16 protein-coding genes and 4 pseudogenes are annotated in these 19448 nt (G+C 38.2%); 5 read left to right on the top strand and 15 right to left on the bottom strand.

All coding sequences use genetic code 11. From position 1 onward, the window contains the following. Positions 1-77 precede the first annotated feature (77 nt). Both C4E06_RS19120 and C4E06_RS19115 read right to left on the bottom strand, forming a co-directional pair. Positions 78-833, bottom strand: a complete 756-nt coding sequence (locus C4E06_RS19120) for a PEP-CTERM sorting domain-containing protein (protein WP_157951186.1) — start codon at positions 831-833, stop codon at positions 78-80. Positions 834-1111: 278 nt separating this feature from the next. Next, positions 1112-1384: pseudogene (locus C4E06_RS19115) on the bottom strand (Holliday junction DNA helicase RuvB C-terminal domain-containing protein); the annotation flags it as partial. Between the two features lie 93 nt (positions 1385-1477). Here C4E06_RS19115 and C4E06_RS19110 point away from each other — a divergent pair. Continuing rightward, positions 1478-2495: pseudogene (locus tag C4E06_RS19110) on the top strand (IS4 family transposase). Positions 2496-2562: 67 nt separating this feature from the next. On the opposite strand, the pseudogene C4E06_RS19105 reads toward C4E06_RS19110, so the two are convergent. Together C4E06_RS19105 and C4E06_RS19100 are read right to left on the bottom strand one after the other, a co-directional pair. Beyond that, positions 2563-3336: pseudogene (locus tag C4E06_RS19105) on the bottom strand (GTPase domain-containing protein); the annotation flags it as partial. Between the two features lie 8 nt (positions 3337-3344). Then, on the bottom strand, positions 3345-4466 hold the full coding sequence (locus tag C4E06_RS19100; protein ID WP_107669779.1) for an NAD(P)/FAD-dependent oxidoreductase: 1122 nt from the start codon (positions 4464-4466) through the stop codon (positions 3345-3347). Positions 4467-4621: 155 nt separating this feature from the next. Between C4E06_RS19100 and C4E06_RS19095 the strand changes: the two genes are divergently transcribed. After that, a complete protein-coding gene (locus C4E06_RS19095; RefSeq protein WP_107669777.1) occupies positions 4622-5713 on the top strand; it encodes a GTP-binding protein in 1092 nt (363 codons plus the stop codon). A gap of 6 nt (positions 5714-5719) precedes the next feature. Here the strand turns inward: C4E06_RS19095 and C4E06_RS19090 are convergent, their stop codons facing one another. Beyond that, positions 5720-6442 (bottom strand): metallophosphatase, encoded by a 723-nt coding sequence (locus C4E06_RS19090; RefSeq protein ID WP_107669775.1) that lies wholly within the window; start codon positions 6440-6442, stop codon positions 5720-5722. 97 nt (positions 6443-6539) lie between these two features. Between C4E06_RS19090 and C4E06_RS19085 the strand changes: the two genes are divergently transcribed. Continuing rightward, positions 6540-6965 carry a DUF29 family protein gene (locus C4E06_RS19085; protein WP_107669773.1) on the top strand — a complete coding sequence of 142 codons (426 nt, stop codon included), beginning with the start codon at positions 6540-6542 and terminating at the stop codon, positions 6963-6965. Between the two features lie 246 nt (positions 6966-7211). On the opposite strand, the gene C4E06_RS19080 is transcribed toward C4E06_RS19085, so the two are convergent. The 10 genes from C4E06_RS19080 to C4E06_RS19035 all read right to left on the bottom strand — a co-directional run bounded on the left by C4E06_RS19080 (position 7212) and on the right by C4E06_RS19035 (position 17665). After that, positions 7212-8246 carry a DUF4238 domain-containing protein gene (locus C4E06_RS19080; protein WP_107669771.1) on the bottom strand — a complete coding sequence of 345 codons (1035 nt, stop codon included), beginning with the start codon at positions 8244-8246 and terminating at the stop codon, positions 7212-7214. Between the two features lie 461 nt (positions 8247-8707). Next, positions 8708-9523, bottom strand: a complete 816-nt coding sequence (locus C4E06_RS19075) for a metallophosphoesterase (protein WP_107669769.1) — start codon at positions 9521-9523, stop codon at positions 8708-8710. Beyond that, positions 9520-10266 (bottom strand): GTP-binding protein, encoded by a 747-nt coding sequence (locus C4E06_RS19070; RefSeq protein ID WP_107669767.1) that lies wholly within the window; start codon positions 10264-10266, stop codon positions 9520-9522. Before C4E06_RS19070 ends, C4E06_RS19075 begins: the two co-directional genes overlap by 4 nt. 84 nt (positions 10267-10350) lie before the next feature. Further along, positions 10351-11346, bottom strand: a complete 996-nt coding sequence (hemB, locus tag C4E06_RS19065) for a porphobilinogen synthase (RefSeq protein ID WP_107669765.1) — start codon at positions 11344-11346, stop codon at positions 10351-10353. Positions 11347-11415: 69 nt separating this feature from the next. Continuing rightward, positions 11416-12243 (bottom strand): PEP-CTERM sorting domain-containing protein, encoded by an 828-nt coding sequence (locus C4E06_RS19060; RefSeq protein WP_198648821.1) that lies wholly within the window; start codon positions 12241-12243, stop codon positions 11416-11418. 290 nt (positions 12244-12533) lie between these two features. Further along, complete coding sequence (locus C4E06_RS19055) at positions 12534-14285, bottom strand: iron uptake porin (RefSeq protein WP_107669751.1); 1752 nt, start codon at positions 14283-14285, stop codon at positions 12534-12536. 37 nt (positions 14286-14322) lie between these two features. Further along, complete coding sequence (locus C4E06_RS19050; protein WP_107669749.1) at positions 14323-14715, bottom strand: Fur family transcriptional regulator; 393 nt, start codon at positions 14713-14715, stop codon at positions 14323-14325. 316 nt (positions 14716-15031) lie between these two features. Further along, on the bottom strand, positions 15032-15847 hold the full coding sequence (locus C4E06_RS19045) for a metal ABC transporter permease (RefSeq protein ID WP_107669747.1): 816 nt from the start codon (positions 15845-15847) through the stop codon (positions 15032-15034). Beyond that, the gene (locus C4E06_RS19040) at positions 15816-16604 is read right to left on the bottom strand and encodes a metal ABC transporter ATP-binding protein (protein WP_107669745.1); all 789 of its coding nucleotides are present in this window, start codon (positions 16602-16604) and stop codon (positions 15816-15818) included. Before C4E06_RS19040 ends, C4E06_RS19045 begins: the two co-directional genes overlap by 32 nt. Before the next feature lie 56 nt (positions 16605-16660). Beyond that, the gene (locus C4E06_RS19035) at positions 16661-17665 is read right to left on the bottom strand and encodes a metal ABC transporter solute-binding protein, Zn/Mn family (RefSeq protein ID WP_107669743.1); all 1005 of its coding nucleotides are present in this window, start codon (positions 17663-17665) and stop codon (positions 16661-16663) included. An 86-nt stretch (positions 17666-17751) separates the two neighbouring features. Here C4E06_RS19035 and C4E06_RS19030 point away from each other — a divergent pair. Together C4E06_RS19030 and C4E06_RS19025 are read left to right on the top strand one after the other, a co-directional pair. Then, positions 17752-18030, top strand: a pseudogene (locus C4E06_RS19030) (FAD/NAD(P)-binding protein); the annotation flags it as partial. Beyond that, complete coding sequence (locus C4E06_RS19025; RefSeq protein ID WP_370051349.1) at positions 18005-18973, top strand: DNA polymerase; 969 nt, start codon at positions 18005-18007, stop codon at positions 18971-18973. The pseudogene C4E06_RS19030 and the gene C4E06_RS19025, both read left to right, overlap by 26 nt. Positions 18974-19448: the final 475 nt, after the last annotated feature.

Below are 19448 nucleotides of genomic sequence, written 5' to 3'. Positions count from 1 at the left end.
ATTTTGTAACCAAATTAACTAAAAGACTAAGAGATCAATAGTTGTTAAGCTTTTTTTAATTTGACTAACTATAGTTATCAGCTTTCCATTTTTTTGCTCCTACTCTTTTTTAAACTTTTTTTAAATCCATACCCAAATCCTATGGCTGTTACTGTTCCCAGTACAGTTAATGGTTCTGGAACCACTTGTAATTGTACATTTTCTACTGATAAGGCTGAGGTAATAAAGAAATCATCTACATCGATTATTCCCAAAGCGACCTGATAGGTTCCTTCTGTATCGAACCGATACTCCCAGATTTCTTTTTCAGTTTTACTATCAAATGTCCCTGTTTCTACGTCTAGTAAGCCTTGTTCAACTACTTTTTGGTAATCCGCTAATTTGCTAATTTGACCATCAATTAACACAAAGGCATAGTCTTTAAATGGTCGCAATTCCTCTTCTATTTCTGTTGATGTTTCGTTGGTAAAAAATTGCCAGTCAAAACTTAATTTATCTCCTGCATTGACTGTTAATTCTGTCTTTATTGCTGATCCTTCGTAAGCAAATCCTTCTACATCTAATAACGCCACTGGTATCCCTAAATAGTCTTCTAAACCTCCAAAACCGACAATTTCGGCTAATTGTCCTGATTGGTTAAATTCTCCGTTATTCGCACCGACATCGCTATCATCCCCAAATCCAAAAAAGAAGGTTGCATCTGTTGACAATTTCGCTTTTTGTCCTGCGTTTTCTATCAAGACATCCCCCAATTGTTCCCATTCTCCTAAATCTAGGTTCCTTGCGAGGGTTTTCTGGGTTAAACCCATCCATAAACTGGGTATAAGTCCCATGAGGATGATTCCCCTTGATTTTGATATCCACTGGTGGATTTTGTTATAAGTATGCTGGTTCATCAGACTGGTAATTTTCTTAGGTTTTGCTAGTTATTACGCAATTAGGGAACATTATGCGTCAGAAAGTGCATTCTACTTCCGTAATTATTTCAGGCTGATGTAAATGTTAGTGTTAGCGTTGTTATTCTTTGTTATATTTCTCTATAATTTGTTGCATTTCTTTGTAATGGCTGAGAATTCGGTGATTCCACCATCGCCGTTTATCAATTAAATCATTAGTTCAAATCAGTTTTCAATAAGTGTTCTATCGCCAATTCTGTGACCATCCTCCCCCGATAGGTGCGATGAAGAAACCCAATTTGTAGCAGATAGGGTTCATATACATCCTCAATGGTTTTCGCATCTTCTCCTGTTGAAGCTGCCACACTTTCTAATCCCACTGGCCCACCATTAAAGTTGTTGATCATGGTTTCTAGGATCATCCTATCAGTCCAATCCAACCCCATTGGGTCAACTTGATAGAAATCTAAGGATTCAGATGCCACCTCCCAGAAATGTTGAATGTTAGAAAAAAGCCTGGAGAAAATCCGTTTAAAATGCTAGAATAAGAAAAAACATAGAAAAGCAAAATAAATAATTTGATTTTACAAAGTTTTCCTAAAGTCATTAAAACTATCTTAAAACCTTTACCTAGAAATGATTATTCGGTTCTCAGTACATTTTCATTTGTCTCCTGCTGGTTGGAGTATGTAATGGATAAAAGTGTTGTGAGTATGCAGGATTTATTTAAAAGATTAAATACTCAAGGAATAGACCTAAAAATATCTAATTTTTCTAAGGCAAGCAAGAAAAGAGACACTCAAGTTTTTCTTGACATCATTAATCAATTAAAAAGAAAGCTTCGTCAACGAAAAGGAGAAAGAAAAGCTCGTTCTTATTTTCCTATTGATTCTACTATACTTAGTCTAACAAGTAAACTTTTATGCAGTCAAGGATATCATCAAGTTAAACTATTTTGTGGATTAGACAACTGGACATCAGAAACAGGAGGAATAGTTATTCATTTTGGGCAAGGACATGACTATAAATATGGACATCAAACAGTAAATGCAATTCCAGAAAATGGAGTAGGCATAATGGATAGAGGGTTCGCTTCTTGTGAAAGAATCAGGGAGTTGAAAGAACAACAAAACAAAGCATTTGTCTTGAGAATTAAAAATAATGTTACTTTAGAAAGGCTAGATGATGGTAATTCTAAAGTAGGAAAAGATGAAAGAGAAGTAGAAATTAGAGTAGTCGCATTTTGTGACTTAGAAGACAGGACTGAATTTAGATTAGCAACTAATTTACCCTTTGATGGAGAAGAAGGAGTAAGCAATGAGGAAATAGCAGAGATTTATGTACAAAGATGGCAGATAGAATTACTTTGGAAATTTTTAAAGATGCACTTAAAATTAGACAGACTAATGACGAAGAATGAGAATGGAATTAGAATCCAAATCTATAGTTGCTTAATTGCTTATTTAATTCTACAGTTAATAGAAATACCATTAGAATTTGGAAAAAACGATATTAGATAAACTCCGTTATCTTCAAGCTTATATGTGTCAGGAAATTAGCTATGTACATTGGTTCAGAAAACTGATTTGGTTAAGGTGAAATTTAAGCACCATAGGGTTAGTCTAATTTGATATGTAAAGTTTTCTAAAGACATTCAACATTTCTGCAACGGCCCCATCGTTACCAGTCCATATTGACCGATGAGTATTTCTTTTAACCCAATCGGGAGTTGGGATAACGGTTCAATCAAAGAAGCGACCGCAGCTTGCATGACGGGGTCTACTAAAGTGGCAAAGGAGTTAGCCCCCCAAACAGCAATTATGGCAGGAATCAGTAATAGGGTGATCGCTAGTAGCCAGCCCAGGTTCGGATGCTCTAGCAGCGTCGGTTGCGGTTGAATGTGCCAACCAGCCCTTTGAGGAATCCATTGCTCAGGAAAAGGATGAGGTTCTCCGAGAGCATCTACAATAAAGTTTTGCTGTTTTGCTGTCAGGTAGCGAGCATCTACAGTTATAATGCTCAGGTTAGAGTTTTGCCTCCACTCTCGAACCACTTGTTGATTGTGGGTGGTCGAGGATAGCTTATCCCAAAAAGTAATCACCACAATACCCCGTTTATCTGCTACCAAGGGTAATAAATCTGCTAAATCTCTATCTACGTCGGTTGCCTTGACTACTAATAGTACGGTGTCATTCTCTTGCAACTGTCTCAAAGCTTGCCTAGTGGTTACGCTATCGGAACGATAAAGAATTCCAGGGGTATCAATAAAACTATAGGCTTCAGATTGATACGTTTCGCAAGCTATGGTAGAGCCACGAAAATTGTCACTATATGCAGATTTACCCGTCAGAGAAGCAATTAGTTGTGACTTGCCCGTATTTTCTTTGCCAATGACAACAACACAATCTCGTTCTATTTTTGAGGGTGTAAAGATATTCATTTTCTTTTTTAACAAACACAATCGTTATCGCAGCAAGAAAGGTCATCTAAAAACAACCCTTCTCGACGATAGACTTGCAAGGGAGTCGTATCGATTTCCAGACGTTGAGCGATCGCATTAACGACCACAGCAAATCGTTGCCGAAATTTGTAAATAAAGCAAAAAATTAACTCCCCGTGACGGACCGAAGGCCCGACGACAAAGAATCCTGGCGTTAGGGTAGACTCATCTTCTTGAGTCAGTGCCGCATAGCCATTTGACCAATCAAACATGGGAGCAATCTGTTTTAAACTGCTATCAAAACCGGTACAGAGAATTGGCGGTGTTGAACTAAACCACTTTTCATACTCACTTTCTACTACATATCCATTTTTGACGGCCTTAACTTCTTCGATTTGTTTTTCCCCAATTAGCTCGACTCGACCCAGAGAATAAGCTATTTCGAGACGTCTTAGGCTATAGGGAGATAAAGAAATACTGGGGTCTGGGTCTAAGTTTGCCCAGCTACTGTTGCGATCTAATAACTTGACTTTTTTCCCTAATGCTGCTAAGTTTGACGCTGCATCGACACCGCTTTCATAGCCCCCAACCACCACAAATTCATCTCCTTCAAGCTTGGACCAAGAACGGACTTGAGAATTATGAATACATAAATCCGCACCAGGAAACGGGTTTAAACGAGGATATTGAAATTCTCCTGCTGCCCAAATGACAAACTGCGCTCGGAACTCACCTCTATTGGTTTGAATAACAAACCCCTTGCATTGACGTAGAACTTCAATTGTTTCTACATCCGTCTCAGTTTTTACGGGAAGTTGAAAATACTCGGTGATAGTCTCCAAATATAAAGCATACTCCTTCCCCGAAAGATGTTCCTGTCCAAAGGTGAGGGCAGGAGAAGTTTTTAAAACGACTGAATTGAGATCCAGGAGTCCAAACCCATGACTGGGAAACGACGGCGTAATGAAGCGCATTTCCTCTGGCCAACGGCTAAAAGAAGCACCCACTTGATGCCGTTCTAAAATAACAAAGTTTTCAATGCCTAAATCTTTTAAGACCACCCCACAACCAATTCCAGCAGCCCCAGCTCCGACAATGACAACGTCATATTGGGGATTCTTGGTATTCATCGGCAGACAACCTCGAGATACTTTTTTATAAGAATGATTATTATTCTCATTTTATCAGTTAATGAGCTAATATAAAAAAGAATGTATATCAACCGATAGAGTAAATCTACCTGTTGATTGTTTTCTTGCCCATAAGTTAACTACTCCGAAAAATTATGCAAATAGTGGATAAACAGCCCCGAAACAATGATATAATTGATGCAACCAAACGGGGCGTACCTGTAACAGTTATTACTGGGTTTCTCGGAAGTGGAAAAACAACACTTCTCAACCACATTTTAACCAATCAAGAAGGAATAAAAACAGCAGTTTTAGTAAATGAGTTTGGAGAAATTGGCATTGATAATGAGTTAATTGTTACCACTGAAGATAATGTAGTAGAACTCAACAATGGTTGCGTCTGTTGCACAATTAACGAAGATTTAGTTCAAGCAGTTTATAAAGTTTTAGAACGTCCTGAAAAAGTAGATTACCTGATTGTTGAAACCACAGGATTAGCTGATCCTATCCCAGTTGCTTTAACGTTTTTGGGGACAGAATTAAGAGACATGACTCGTCTAGATTCTATCATTACAATGGTAGATTGTGCTAATTTCAGCCTCGATTTATTCAAGTCAGAAGCAGCTCAAAGTCAGATTGCTTATGGAGATATTATTGTTTTAAATAAGACTGACTTAGTAGATGAAGCTGAGGTCGATTCTTTAGAAAATAGAATTAGAGAGATGAAAGAATCTGCTAGAATTTTGCGTACTAAGAAATCTCAAGTTTCCTTGCCGTTAATTCTGAGTGTGGGATTATTTGAATCTGATAAATATTTTGAGCATCAAGAAATTGAACATCACCATGATCACGACCATGATCACCATGATCACCATCACCATGATCATGACCACGATCATCATCACTATGATCACCATTCCCATCATTTAGAAAATGATGGTTTTACCTCCGTTTCTTTTGAAAGCGATAAACCTTTTTCTCTTCGGAAATTTCAATATTTTCTAGATAACCAAATCCCCAAAAATGTTTTTCGAGCTAAAGGTATTTTATGGTTCAATGAAAGTAGCGATCGCCACATTTTTCATCTTAGTGGTAAGCGGTTTACTTTAGAAGATGATCAATGGAAAGGGACACCCAAAAATCAATTGGTTTTGATTGGACAAAATTTGGATAAGGATAAATTGTATCAACAGATCGAGCATTGTTTATCTGTTCCTACCACAACCAAAGGCAAAGAACTCGATTAATTCGATTTAATTACCGAAACCCTTTTTCTCCCCATAGTAAACTGTCTTAAACTCCAAACAATCGCTATTAGGACTATAAAGGGTGTAAGTAGCCTTTCCAGGTTCTCTACCGACATTTCCTACCCCTACAACCCTTCTTTTGGGTGCCATCATCGTTTGCATGGGTTGCTTACTATCTAAAGTCATCACCGAACTATTCACCGAACCCCCTTGTAGTACATATTCAAAAACTTGACCAGAACGACCACAAAAAAGAGAATTGGCCTCTACTCTTTGCAAACGGTCGAGCATTTGCCAGGGGGGGGTTTCGGGGGTTAACTCATCGCTGGCACTAACGGTACTGCCGTGAATTAACAGACAATCTAATTCAAAGAAGCCAAAATGACAATTGCGTAACCACTGTACCGTTTCACGGGATACGAAATCCCAAAGAACTTTTACGGTTTCCATCCCAAAGCGACCGATTAATTCTGTCGGTTCTGCTGTTGAACCCACAGCGTGTAAAGCAAAGCATTGTTCCTCCCACCAACCGACACATACTTGGGGTTCTAATTCTCCAGGTAAAGGGGTTTGAATTCGTTTAATTACTTTTTCACTATCGGGGTTGGCTGCTATGACATCCCCTAAAATATACAATGCTTCTACGGGAGTGCGTTGGCGTTTGATATCTGCCAATACTGCCTCGTAAGCTGCGATATTTCCTTCAATTCCGCTTAAAATTGCCCACATTGCTCTGCTTATTTTTAATAATGATAATCATTATATCAAATACTTACACCATAATAAATTGATAAAATCAGTATATCGCCATCGGTAAATCAAACGTATGTATGAAATCGAAGAATTAAGGAAAAAAATTGAAGCACAGGACTATATTGGTGCTTTGCAAATTATTGATGAAATAGATGAAATGTCAAAGGAAGATAAGTTTAATAAAATCTACAGCTATATGGTAATTCTTTTGCTTCATCTAATTAAACAACAGGCAGAACAAAGAACGACTAGTTCCTGGGATCGATCTATTTTTAACTCAATTGACAATATCAATCGTACCAACAGAAGAAGAAAGTCAGGGGGTTATTATGCCAATAGGGATATCTTACAAGAAATAATTGACGAAGCCTATCCGCGAGCAATTAAAGAGGCTTCTTTTGAAGCATTTGAAGGAAAACTAACTGTCGATCTGCTGGAAGAAAAGGTCGATCCCAATGTGATTAAAAAGAAAGCTCTTTCACTTTTAAAATGTAATTGATTTTGAGCTTTAGGATTAAAACAATTGTAGGGTGTATTAGCGTAGCGTAATGCACCAAAAATCATAGTAACTACCCAAAAAATATAGTTTTCCTAATGCACCCTACTTAATATTTTGTTTAGGAACAGTCTCTTAGTGCGATTTGGGGGTTAGTTGTATTTTTGCTACGATTCTAGATAATATTGAATTAAATTAACATCAAATTTAGTGCTTATTTAACTGTATGCTTGATATTAGTAGGTACATTCAATGTCTCTGTAAATCTTTTAAGCACTCTTTAAGAAATCTTCTTCTTGAAGATACAAATAGAGAAGAATCATTAATATTGGTGATTTTCGGTCTTTCTTTTGATCTTTGAGGCAAAAGATATAAAATTTCCCTTAGTAAATCTTGATTATTTGAGAATAGCCATCTCTTTGATTCAATTAAAATAAGTTCATTATAAAATTCTTTAAACTTTAAATCATCTATCTTTTTAACCTTTATTTTTTGATGATTTATCTTTTTAAAATTTTCATTCTCAAAAAGTCCCTTATTACTAACTTTTAACATTTTCTCTAATTCATCTTCAGATAATCGATTGCATATTCGGCTAGGATAAATTACCACTAAAATTTTCGGACTAATTGCACATTGTATAATAGATTTCAGATTTAAAATATCAGTACGACCATGTGGATCACCATCACTTATTATAACAGGATTATCAGAAGTAATAAAAATGGGTTTTTCACTAATAAAAATACAAATTTCTTTGTTTAAAAATGATAAAAAAGTTCTTGCTGCCATAAGCCCTGTTTCTCTTAAATGAACTAATTTTGTAATTTCTTTAAACCTTTCTGGGCTATCTTTTTTGATAAGAATAGACTCTGAGTGTAAAAAAGATTCAATTTCTGTACGTCTAGCTTCAACTCTCCAAAAAAGATGAGAAATAAGTCCTTTTAATTCGATAGATAACTGAGATTTTTCAAAGGTCTTAGATTTATCCAAAAAACTTAGTTTATCACTTAATTTTATAGTATCATCGATTACTCGATTCCAAGTAGATTCAATATCTGCATTATTATTCTCAGGAGAATCATCATATTCTCCTTCATTTTTTTTTATAGAATAAAATCTATTTAATTTCGCTACTTTTTCTATCCTTCTGGTCTCAACACTGAATCTATCACTATCTAAATTAACACAATTAATTTTTCTCTTACCTCTTTTTTCTCTAGGATTAAGACAAAAATTTTTAAGATATACACAAGGGATAATATGTTGAGCTTTTTTAGACATAATATTGAATAATTAAGAAATTAAAAGAATAGTTTAAATAACTTACAAAAAGATAGTTATTTAATCAGTGAAGATTCAAACTAATATATAGTATAATGATAATAATTTATAGTAATACTTACATCAGGTAAATTATTGTTAATTATTATTAATATATTCTTTTTACTTACAAGTATTTACTTAAACAACAGTTTAACTAAACCCTTGTATAGTCTTGGACACCTTACCATAACAATACATTTAGTGCATCTATTAACCAGTATCATATTTAACATCAAAATTCTGTTCCGGGTTTCAGGGGGTTTCCTTGTAAAATATTTTTGCGATCGCTTTCCTCAAGAACGAAAATACAGCCTAGAAGATGTTATCAACGATGAATAAAAATGATCTTTCAGTTACCCCAGATGTTTATATTGTAGGGGTTAACGGCCGTTAACCCCTACTAACAGAAATTGCTATGATTAACGTTCGCAAACATGAGTCGGATCATCGGCTTTTTCGGCAAATTCTAAACCTCTAGCCAAACGCCAAGCAAAAATCGCTGGTAAACCAGCATCTAATATAGCAGCGCAGGTTATTTTATAGTCATACTCCACCTCCCGTAAGTTTACCGCTTGTGTTTCCGTATCATAGATAACATAGGTAGCATCAGGACGACCATGACGGGGTTCTCCTACGGAACCGACATTGATAATACGTTTCAGGGGAGTATTAAAACTAACAGTAGGTTCTTCCTTTTTATGGGGTTGATGAACGCTTACTTGTAATTGTCCAGCATCTAGGGTGCGAACGTAGGGAACATGGGTATGTCCGCAAAATAATATCTCTGCATCACTGGAAAGGACTCTTTCTAAAGCAGTAAAAGCATCCATTTCCGGTAACAAATATTCGTGGTTGCTATGAGGACTACCATGTGCAAAACAGAGATTACCTTCTTTATAAGTATGGGGAAGTTGGGCTAAATATTCTCGAACTTCTGGATGGACGTGCTTATTTGTCCATTCGTGGGCGATTACACCTCTTTTTTCCGCCAAAAGGGAAGGATAACTACACTCACAAGCGTTGAGTCCTTCTACAATATCTTCATCCCAACAACCCTGTACAGTGGGAATATCTAAAGAACGAATTTGCTCAGCTACTGCATTGGGAAAAGGACCATAACCCACTAAGTCCCCAAGACAATAAATCTTTTCGACTTTTTGTTGGTCAATATCTAGTAAAACTGCCTCTAAAGCTGCATAATTACCATGAATATCTGATATTACTGCTATTTTCATACTACCTCTAATTCAGTTGCTAAAGCTTCTTTTACTTGTTGTTGGTAATAATTAATGGCTGCTTCGGGAACGCAGCAATCTCGGACAGTCTGAACAATCTCAGCTTTATCTAAATTACTACCCACTACTTCAAAACCACTAAAACGATCTGGTTTACCATCTAACCAACGGGGTAAATTTAAGGGTTTGAATTCTAATTCCGATTTCCCTGATATAAAATCACCATAATAAATTTGTCCGTCTGCTAAATCAAAGATTCCCTTGGCCCGAACGACTTCACCGTAAGCACCTTGGATAAGTTCCAGCCAAAAAGTAGCTAAACTATCAAAATCTAAGATTTCGCCTGTCAAAACCCCCCGATGAATCTGTAAATCTGTGGTTGGTTTAATAATGTTGGTTCCTGGAATAATTTCATCGGCCCAACTCTTTAATTCTGTACTGTCTGTATCATCCGGAATGATAGCCACTCGATGAGAATTAACCATTTGCAGTAAAGGTTCAATTCCTGCTAAATCTAAATACCAAGGAATTTCAACATAGGTGATGGTGTCAGTGAATGCTGCTTCTTCTCCTGTCTGATAAAGTTTCAATTGAGGATATTCACTTTGGAGATAAATGGCATCAATGGGGATGGAATCGGTTTCGGGGCTGAAATAGCCCACAGGTTTATTAGTTTGGGCTATTTGTTCATGAATCCAGTGGGTTTTGCCCGCACCTGGGGGACTAGCGACAGCAATAATCATAGAATAATATTTTGATAATGATTATTATTATAGTCAAAAATTCAAAGTCTGTTGCAAGGAAAATTGTGAGGATTTCAAGGTGCTTTAGCGCAACATCAAAGCGACTTGTTTGGCAAAATAAGTCAAAATTAAGTCTGCCCCTGCCCGTTTCATACTGGTAAGGGTTTCCAAAATGACTTGCTTTTCATCAATCCAACCCTGTTGGGCAGCAGCTTTAACCATTGCATATTCACCACTAACGTTATAAGCAGCAACAGGTAAGTTGGTATATTCTTTGATGCGACCAATAATATCTAGATAAGCTAAAGCTGGTTTAACCATTACGATGTCTGCCCCTTCAGCAATATCTAAAGCCACTTCTTTAATCGCTTCTCGGCTATTAGCAGGGTTCATTTGATAAGTTTGTTTGTCACCAAATTGGGGAGCAGATTCTAAAGCATCACGGAAAGGACCATAATAGGCTGAAGCGTATTTTGCCGAATAAGCAAGGATGCCTACATCAAAATAACCAGCATCATCTAAACCTTGACGAATGGCTCCTACTCTACCATCCATCATATCGGAAGGGGCGACTATGTCTGCTCCTGCTTCTGCTTGAGAAATGGCTTGTTTTACTAATACTTCTACTGTTTCGTCGTTGAGAATTTTGCCATCTTTTACTATGCCATCATGACCGTAGCTAGAAAAAGGATCAAGGGCTACATCAGTAATGACAGTCATTTCAGGAATTTCTTGTTTAATGGCTTTGATAGTACGCTGTACTAAACCATCGGGGTTATAGCTTTCTGTTCCTGCGTTATCTTTCTTTTCCGTAGGAATGAGCGGAAAAAGTGCAACTGCATTGATCCCTAAATTAGCAGCATCGGCTATTTCTTTGAGGAGTAAATCGAGGGAATAACGATAGATTTCCGGCATGGAAGGAATCTCTTCTTGCTGGTTTTCTCCTTCCATGACAAACACCGGATAAATCAGATCGTTAACTGTTAATTGGGTTTCCCGTACCATACGGCGTAAGGAGGAGGTACGACGAAGGCGACGAGGACGATGGAGTAAGGAAAGATATTCAGTGGTAGAACTCATAACCTCTAGTGGCGAACTGGTTCATCAAAATGATAATCATTATTATACAACGAGAATGATTATTATTATTTATTGTTTGACACGATGAGTTAAAGAAATTCCGCCGAAAATACCTAAGCTAATCAATGAAAATAGACTACTTGGCTCAGGAACAGGAGCATAGTTAAACTGACTATTGAAAGTCACAGATTCTCCTGCATTTAGGTTAAAATCCCATTGAAAAGCGAAGGCATTATCACTCGGAGGAATCGGAAAAGGAACATTCAGAGAGGGATTATCGGGTAACGTTGTGGGACCATCAAGATCATTAAAAAACTTATTGTAAAGCGTCACAAAATCAGCAATTTCATAGTGAGATGGAGTGGGACTGACTTGGGTAAGAATTGATAGGGGTTTTGTCGCGCTATTCAGAATAATTGTCCCAAAATCTAATGCGATCGCCTGATCCTTTTGATTTGCCTGGTCAAACTTAATATCAAAATCACTGTAGTCAAAAAGGTGAAAATCTAGATTTTGCCCTGAAAGATTAGTTAAAGTAACAGATTTATCAATAAAAGAGCGGCTACTCCCTAAATCCCCTCCCAATAACTCATAGTTTACTACCGCTTGTAGCTGCGTTCCTGTATAAGTCAATTCCAGTTGATTGTCTGTGGGTTGAGTCACCGTTGGGGTTCCCAATCCGTCAAAAAAGGGAGATTCGTTTCCTGTTGGTCCAATTCGATAGTAATAATTGGAAAGAAACACATTATCAGGACTTCCGTCCACATACCAAATGGTGATTCCGTTTCTATCATCCACCCTGATTTCACTATTATTATCCGTCAAGGTAAACGAAGCGGCTTGAGCGGAGGCAAGGGGGACTGTTAACAGCAAAAGCGACATTATGGGGGTTTTCATCTGATTTTTACCTCTAATGACTTTAATAAAATCGGGGAGGAGTTTGGGCAGGAGAGAGGATTGAGTCATAAAAAAAAAAGATTAAGTTGATAGACACAATTAAAATAATAATGATTATCACACAATTAAAATGATAATCATTATTATTTTTTTAGAAAGTCAAATTACCTGACTATATAGACCTAGCGATATTTGAGATCCCGGCTGTTCATCACCCTGAGCCAAATCCCCATCAATTAAGAACTTTTGTCCAACATCAGCATGATGAATGATTAGTTTTAATTGCTCAATTAGAATGTAAACGTGGTACGAATTGTACCAATTACTAAAGCCTCATTTCGATCATCAAAATCAGGCTCAGTAATAACAATAATTCCAGGGGTAATTAAGATATTGTCATTGAGAGGATATTGATAAATTGCTTCAATATGAAAAGAACTATCTTGATCCGTTCTTCTTAAATCATCAGGAAAATTAATATCGGCCTTAGAAACCCATGGTTCCATACCCACAATAACCGCTCCCGTATCCCCTTCTTTAAACGCATCAGGAAAGGCTAACGTTACCGCCCAATTCCAAATATCTAACTTACCCCGTTGAATAACATCATCATCGGGACCGACATCGATAGCGCCGAGGGTTCTCGTACTGGTAAAACCAGCCCAACCTCCTAACACAAACCTGTCAAAAATACGCCAAGTAAATTCTCCACCGTAGGAATTATTAACCGTATTTACAGACTGTTCAAATTCTTCTTCAACAAAGGTTTGAAAATTGGAGCGACGGGTTCCTGTTCCGGAGTCTAAATTATTGTAACCATGCACATAGGTAAAGGCCACTTTTAAGCTATCACTGGGTTCATAGGCAAACTGTCCAATTAACCCATAAGGACCATTAAACATCCCTGCACCCAAGGAGGGATCATTACCATCGGTGGCTAAATAACCCCCACTCCACTCAAATACCTCAAATAAACGACCCTGAAAGCCAATTCCTGGACCTTCGCCCATGTAATAGAGGGGGTTACGACTTCCAAAGGCAGAAATAGCCCCAAACGCCCCGTCACCGTCTAAAAAGTTCACTGTTGGTACAAAGTCATCAAACGCACCTCCAACCGGTTCAACGAACATTCTGATATTTTCAGCCAGGTCAAACTCGTAAATAATCAGTTCTACGGCGAGATCACTGCCATCAGGTTGGGAAAAGCCTAATTCTCCCTCAAACGTCCCTGTGATGTCAGAATAGGCGGGTACAGTGCCAGTTGCGAGACGGGTGTAGAGGAGATCGTTACCGTCAAAGGTGGTATTAAGTTCCAGTCGTCCCCTGTAACCGAAGTTAGTAACTTTGTTAATTTCTTCGCTGCCTCCGTCTCTTTCTCCACTGGTAATACCGGTTAAACCGACCACAAACTCCCCAGTTAGCTTAGTGGTAGTGGAAAATTGATGATCTTCGAGGTAAGCGACTCGTTCCTCTAAATTGCTCACCCTTGCCCCCAAAGCGATCAATTCTTGTTCAAATTCCTGGGCCAACCGTTTCAATTTTTCGATGTCTTCCCGTAAAACGGCAACATTTTCCTGGATTAATCGTTCCATCGTATTGAGACAGGCATTTAAACCAGCCGCGAATTCGTAACGAGATAATGCTCTATTGCCTCGAAACGTGCGGTCTGGATATCCCACAATACAGCCATACCGTTCCACAAGACTGCGTAAAGCTTCATAGGCCCAGTCGGTGGGTGAAATGTCTTGTAATTCCGAAACACTGGTGACTTGGGACATGGAACCCTGACGACGACTGGCCGGGTTTAAAAAGCCATCCCGAGATTGTCTTAGATGAAAATCTCGATCAATTTTCGGTAACTGAGGCAAGGGGGATGTTTCTTCTTTTTCTAAAGACACTGTACCCTGACGACGCAAAAAGTCACCACGAGACTCTTTTAAAGACAAGTCTTGAGTAGGTAAAGCTTGACTGGGAGACGTAGAAAACAGAATCATTCCTAAAACTAGGATTACATTATTAAAGAAAAAACAGCGATTAATCATTCAATTCCTCACACTGACTCAAAAATGATAATGATTCTCATTGTACTTGATTGTCTTGACATTGAGGGCATCGCCCAAAAAATTCTAAAGTATGATAGTAGATTTGGAAGTGATGAGTCTGCTCTAATCGTTCTTCTAAGTCATGGACAGGACACTCATTGATCACGAAAGATTGACCACAACTAACACAATTTATGTGGTGATGATCGTGAGAAATTAAACTGTAAAGTGCTTCCCCACTGGTTAAAATTCGTGCTTTCACAGTTCCTTGAGTTTTAAAAGCTTCCAAGGCACGGTAAACTGTTGCTAGTCCTAATGGCTGATCTCGATCTTTGAGTTCTGCATATAAGTTCTGGGCGGAAATAGCATAATTTAACGACTTGAGTACCTGAATAATTTGCGCTTGAGAACGAGTATATTTAGCTTTCATGATATTTTTACTTTCTAAGCAACGTGACTTAGAAACTTTGGTAGTAACTAAAGGAACAATAGCTAGTAACTTGAGGCTAATTTTATTTATTAGGATTCTGTAGAATAATAATCATTATCATTATATCCCGTTTGGGTTTGGGGTTTGAGTAGTAAGTATGCTCTTCTACACTGTTAAGGTATTTACGGTCTAGCTGTTCGAGTGCAGAGCAACGCTGTCCCCGCTAAACCTATCTGAAATGACAAGCCTCAAACCCTTATAAATTTAATCCACCCGTCTATATGGTAGGGTTATTCAAGAGCAATAATAGAATGATTTAACCCTGCCGACACCATAAAGCCACTGCCAAAAATCCAAATAACTGAACCAAAACAATACTGGGACCGCTAGGTAGATCGATCGCACCAGAAATAACCATTCCCATAACTCCACTAAACGCACCCATACCAGCAGCAGTGGCTAAAAAAGGCACAAACTGCTGACAAATTAATCTTGCAGTTGCAGCAGGAATAACTAAAAAACCATTGACCAATAAAATACCAACAGCACGAATAGTTAGGGCGATCGTAATGGCTAAAAGCACGATAAAAAAATAACGATGGCTACGAACAGGTACGCCCTTTACTAAAGCTAAATCGCTGTTGAGGGTAAGTAAAATCTGCTCGGGTAAACTAATAATAATCCAGGCTATAGTTACGGCTAAAAGTAATAATAATAAAATCAAATCCGTATTACTAATGGCTAGAATATCCCCAAATAAAATCGATAATAAATTCCCCCGATATCCCTTTAAATAACTAAAACCAATTGTACCTAAAGCGATGGAACCTGATAGGGAAATACACAATACGGTATCGCTACCGAGATCGGTTCTGTCAATTAAATAAATAACTCCTAACCCAAAAGCAACAGTAAAACCCATTAACGTCCAAGTGGTAGGCAGTTCTAATAAAGCAGCTAAAACCACTCCTAGCATCGCCGAATGTCCCACGGTATCCCCGAATAGAGAGAGACGACGCAGGATTAAAAAGCTGCCTAAAATGCCCCCTAACATACCAAGCAGTACACCACCTAGTATCGCCCGTTGCATAAAGGGTAAACTAAAAAGACTCAGGAAATTTACTAGGTTCATGGTGATGACAAGTAGGACTAACTAAAGCACCGTATATGTGCAAGAGATTTTCGGGGGTGAGAGTGGTTTGAGGGGAACCTTGATAAAGTAAGCGACGGTTTAAACAAATTACCGAGTCACAATAGCGACTAACCAAATCTAAATCATGGGAAACTTCCAAAATTGTCCAGTTTTTTTCTTGTTTGAGATTATGGAGTAAAGCAGCAAATTCCATTTCTCCCGTGGCATCTACCCCGGCTAAAGCTTCATCGAGAACTAAAATACGACGAGGAACCACTAAACAATAAGCTAATAAAACTCGCTTTAATTCCCCTCCGCTCAAAGTGCCGATTTTTTGGTTTGCTTGTTTGGTTAGATGAACTTGTTCTAACGCTTGGTGGATAATCTCTCGTTGACCTTTGCGATCGCACCACCAATGTTGGCTATTTAAGCCCAAACCCACTAACTCCGATACCGTCAAAGGGAAAGTGCGCTCAAAGGGAAACTTTTGGGGAATATAACCAATTTCGGTTTTTAATCGCTTTAACCGTTTACCATTCCCATCAAACAAGGTAATTTTCCCTGACTGCGCTTCCACCAACCCTAAAATAGATTTAATCAAGGTACTTTTCCCTGCACCATTTGGACCAATAATGGCCGTATGAGTTCCTGACAATAATTCAAAAGAAACATTATCGACTGCGAGATATTCCCCACGCATTACCGATAAATCTTTCACTTTAACGATGGGTTGGGTAATAGATAGGTTTTGGTACATTCAATTTACTAATTTGATTCAAAAGAGTCACAAAAAACAAAAAAAACTATCACCTATTACTTATTTTGACAGGCTCTTGACAACGCCTCTAAATTACTCCGCATTACTTGAAAATAATATTGCGGATCGGTTTCTCCTGCCTCAAGCGGGTTGATCGCTTCGAGAGATAGATTTAAGTCACTGGATATTTGCTCAATGCGTTTGTCTTCAACTCCTGGTTCAGTTAATAAAGCTTTAACAGAATGTTCCTTAGTTAGTTGTTGTATCCGTTGGATATCTTGGGGAGTAATACTCTCTTCAGGCATTTCTACTATTGCTTCTTGTTCCAGTCCGTAGCGTTGCGCTAGATAGGGAAAAGCATCGTGAAAAGTAATAAAGTTACAACCTTGAACGGGGGTTAATTTTTCTTTAAATTCATTATCTAGCTGTTGTAGTTGTTCAATATAAGCCTCTGCATTGCTACGATAGCTATCTGCATTATCGGGGTCAATTTCAATTAACCTATCTCTAATATTAGCTACCTGTTGTTGCGCTAAAACAGGATCTAACCAAACGTGAGGATTTCCCTCTGGATGGTGATGTCCGTGTCCATGTTCATCATGGTTGTGTTCATCATGTCCATGTTCCTCTTTCATTGCTTCTATTCCTTCACTAGCATCAATTTGCTGAAGTTCAGAATTACCCGCATTGGCCACTAAATCTGACAAAAACGCTTCCATTCCCAAGCCATTTTCTACTAAAACATCTGCTTGTGCTAATAGTTTGGCATCGTCTGGGGTAGCTTGATAGTCGTGAACTTCCACACCAGGGGAAATCAAAATATCGACTTGTCCCGTATCTCCTACGACAGCTTTAGTAAACAAATGAACCGGTAAAAAAGTAGTGACAATCTTGGGGCCCGAACTGGTTGAGGATGTGGGGTTAGAACTGGTTGGGGGTGTCGGTTCTGTACTACAAGCGATCGCCATCAAACCAGTGAAAGCAGTCAGGAAAAAGCGTTGTAAAGATGCTTTGGGACGAAGAGAATGGAGTACGGAGAAATGTCTATTAGTAGAACTCATAAAGTAAGTGTGGATAAATGGTTAATTAAAATGATAACCATTATTATACAATGAGAATGATTATCGTTAATTTTAATTAATCCACAGTGGCACTACCTAATTATATAGACCTAGCAATTGTTGGGGCAGGAGTTCAGGCTCTAACTTTAACCACCCATCTCTTACAAAAAAGAGCGAAGTATGATCATAAATTTTTAGTTTTCGATCCCAGTCAAACTTGGCTGAGTCAATGGCAGCAACAATTTGCAGCGCAACAAATTCCTTCTTTGAGATCGCCGGCTGTTCATCACCCTGATCCCAATCCTCATCAATTAAGAACGTTTGCCGAACATAGACATAATGAGTTATTTCCCCCTTATGATAAGTAAAGATACCTTAGATAAACTTTCAGAAAACCATCCCGAAGTGTTTACCATAATTGCGTATCGGCATTGGTCTAAGGCTCACAGTAGCTTTGGAGAAAAACTGCCAACTTTCGTCAACCCTGTTACTCATCGTATTCATCCAAACGTCAATCAGATGCGGGCAGCCAGTGGGCGATTTTCGTTCTCTAACCCTAATTTACAACAGATTCCCAGAGAACGACAATACCGAAGCTGCTTTGTCCCTGCTCCTGGCTATAAACTCATAATCGCTGACTATTCTCAAATTGAGTTGAGGATAGCGGCTGAAATTGCCAATGATTCAGTGATGATCGACGCCTATTGTAATGAGAAGGATTTACATCGACTTACAGCTAGTCTTGTGTCGGGGAAGCCTCTCGATGAAGTAACCAAGCAAGAACGCCAACTAGGAAAAGCTGTGAATTTCGGTTTAATCTATGGCATGGGTACTACTAAGCTGAGAATTTATGCTGAAACCAATTACGGCGTGAAGATGAGCTTTGAAGAAGCACAACGATTTCGAGAAAACTTCTTCAAAGGCTACCCAGGACTCTATCAATGGCATCAAGACACTGCGTTTAAATTAAGGACTACGAAAGTCAAAGACATTCGTACTCTAAGCGGACGGCTACGACGATGGAAAGATGAACCCCCGTTAACCTCTCTGTTAAATACACCCGTTCAAGGAACCAGTGCCGATATCACAAAGCTGGCACTTCATAAGCTCAACTCCGCACTTGATGAGTTAGGGGGCTTTCCCATTGTCGTCGTCCACGATGAAATTGTCCTAGAAGTTCCAGAGTATCATGTCGTTGAAGGAAGCGCCATGCTTGAAGAAGCAATGATTTCAGCAGGGAAACGATTTCTCAAATCGGTTCCTGTTGTCGTCGAAGCTGCGATCGCCGAATCCTGGGCTGAAAAGTAAAATCATTACTTAGCATACGCTAGGTTCTTTTTTCGATAAATATAGAATAACGATAAAATTGTTCTGTTCAAACCCGAATAAACTCGTTGAAATAAAAGTAGTTTTTTTGTACTAAATATATTTTACTAAACTACCTCAAACCTTTTAAGAGTTTGAGGTAGTTTATGAATTTTGGAGTCTGAGAAATAAGCGAACGATGAAAAGTTATAGGGACAAATCAAAGAAAAAGACGCAATCGTTGACGTTTTAAATCCTCCTATTTAAGTGACTAACTAAAAAATCAATAAGGATTTATTACAAAAAGTGAATTTTTGTTATTTTCTCGAAGGAAAAATCATTTAAGCAAGATCCTAGAGGTATTTTAGAGGTATTAAATTTAAGAAATTTTAGTCGAAGGTAGTTGCAAAGCAAAAATAGTTGGTGAAATCAGAATTTACTTTGTAGATGCCTCTCAATATCCTTATCATGCATCAAG

It is taken from the genome of Cyanothece sp. BG0011 (assembly GCF_003013815.1).
In the GTDB taxonomy this organism is placed as follows: Bacteria; Cyanobacteriota; Cyanobacteriia; order Cyanobacteriales; family Microcystaceae; genus Crocosphaera.
The sequence above is the reverse complement of the archived record's forward strand: the minus strand, read 5'-3'. Positions and strand labels throughout refer to the sequence as shown.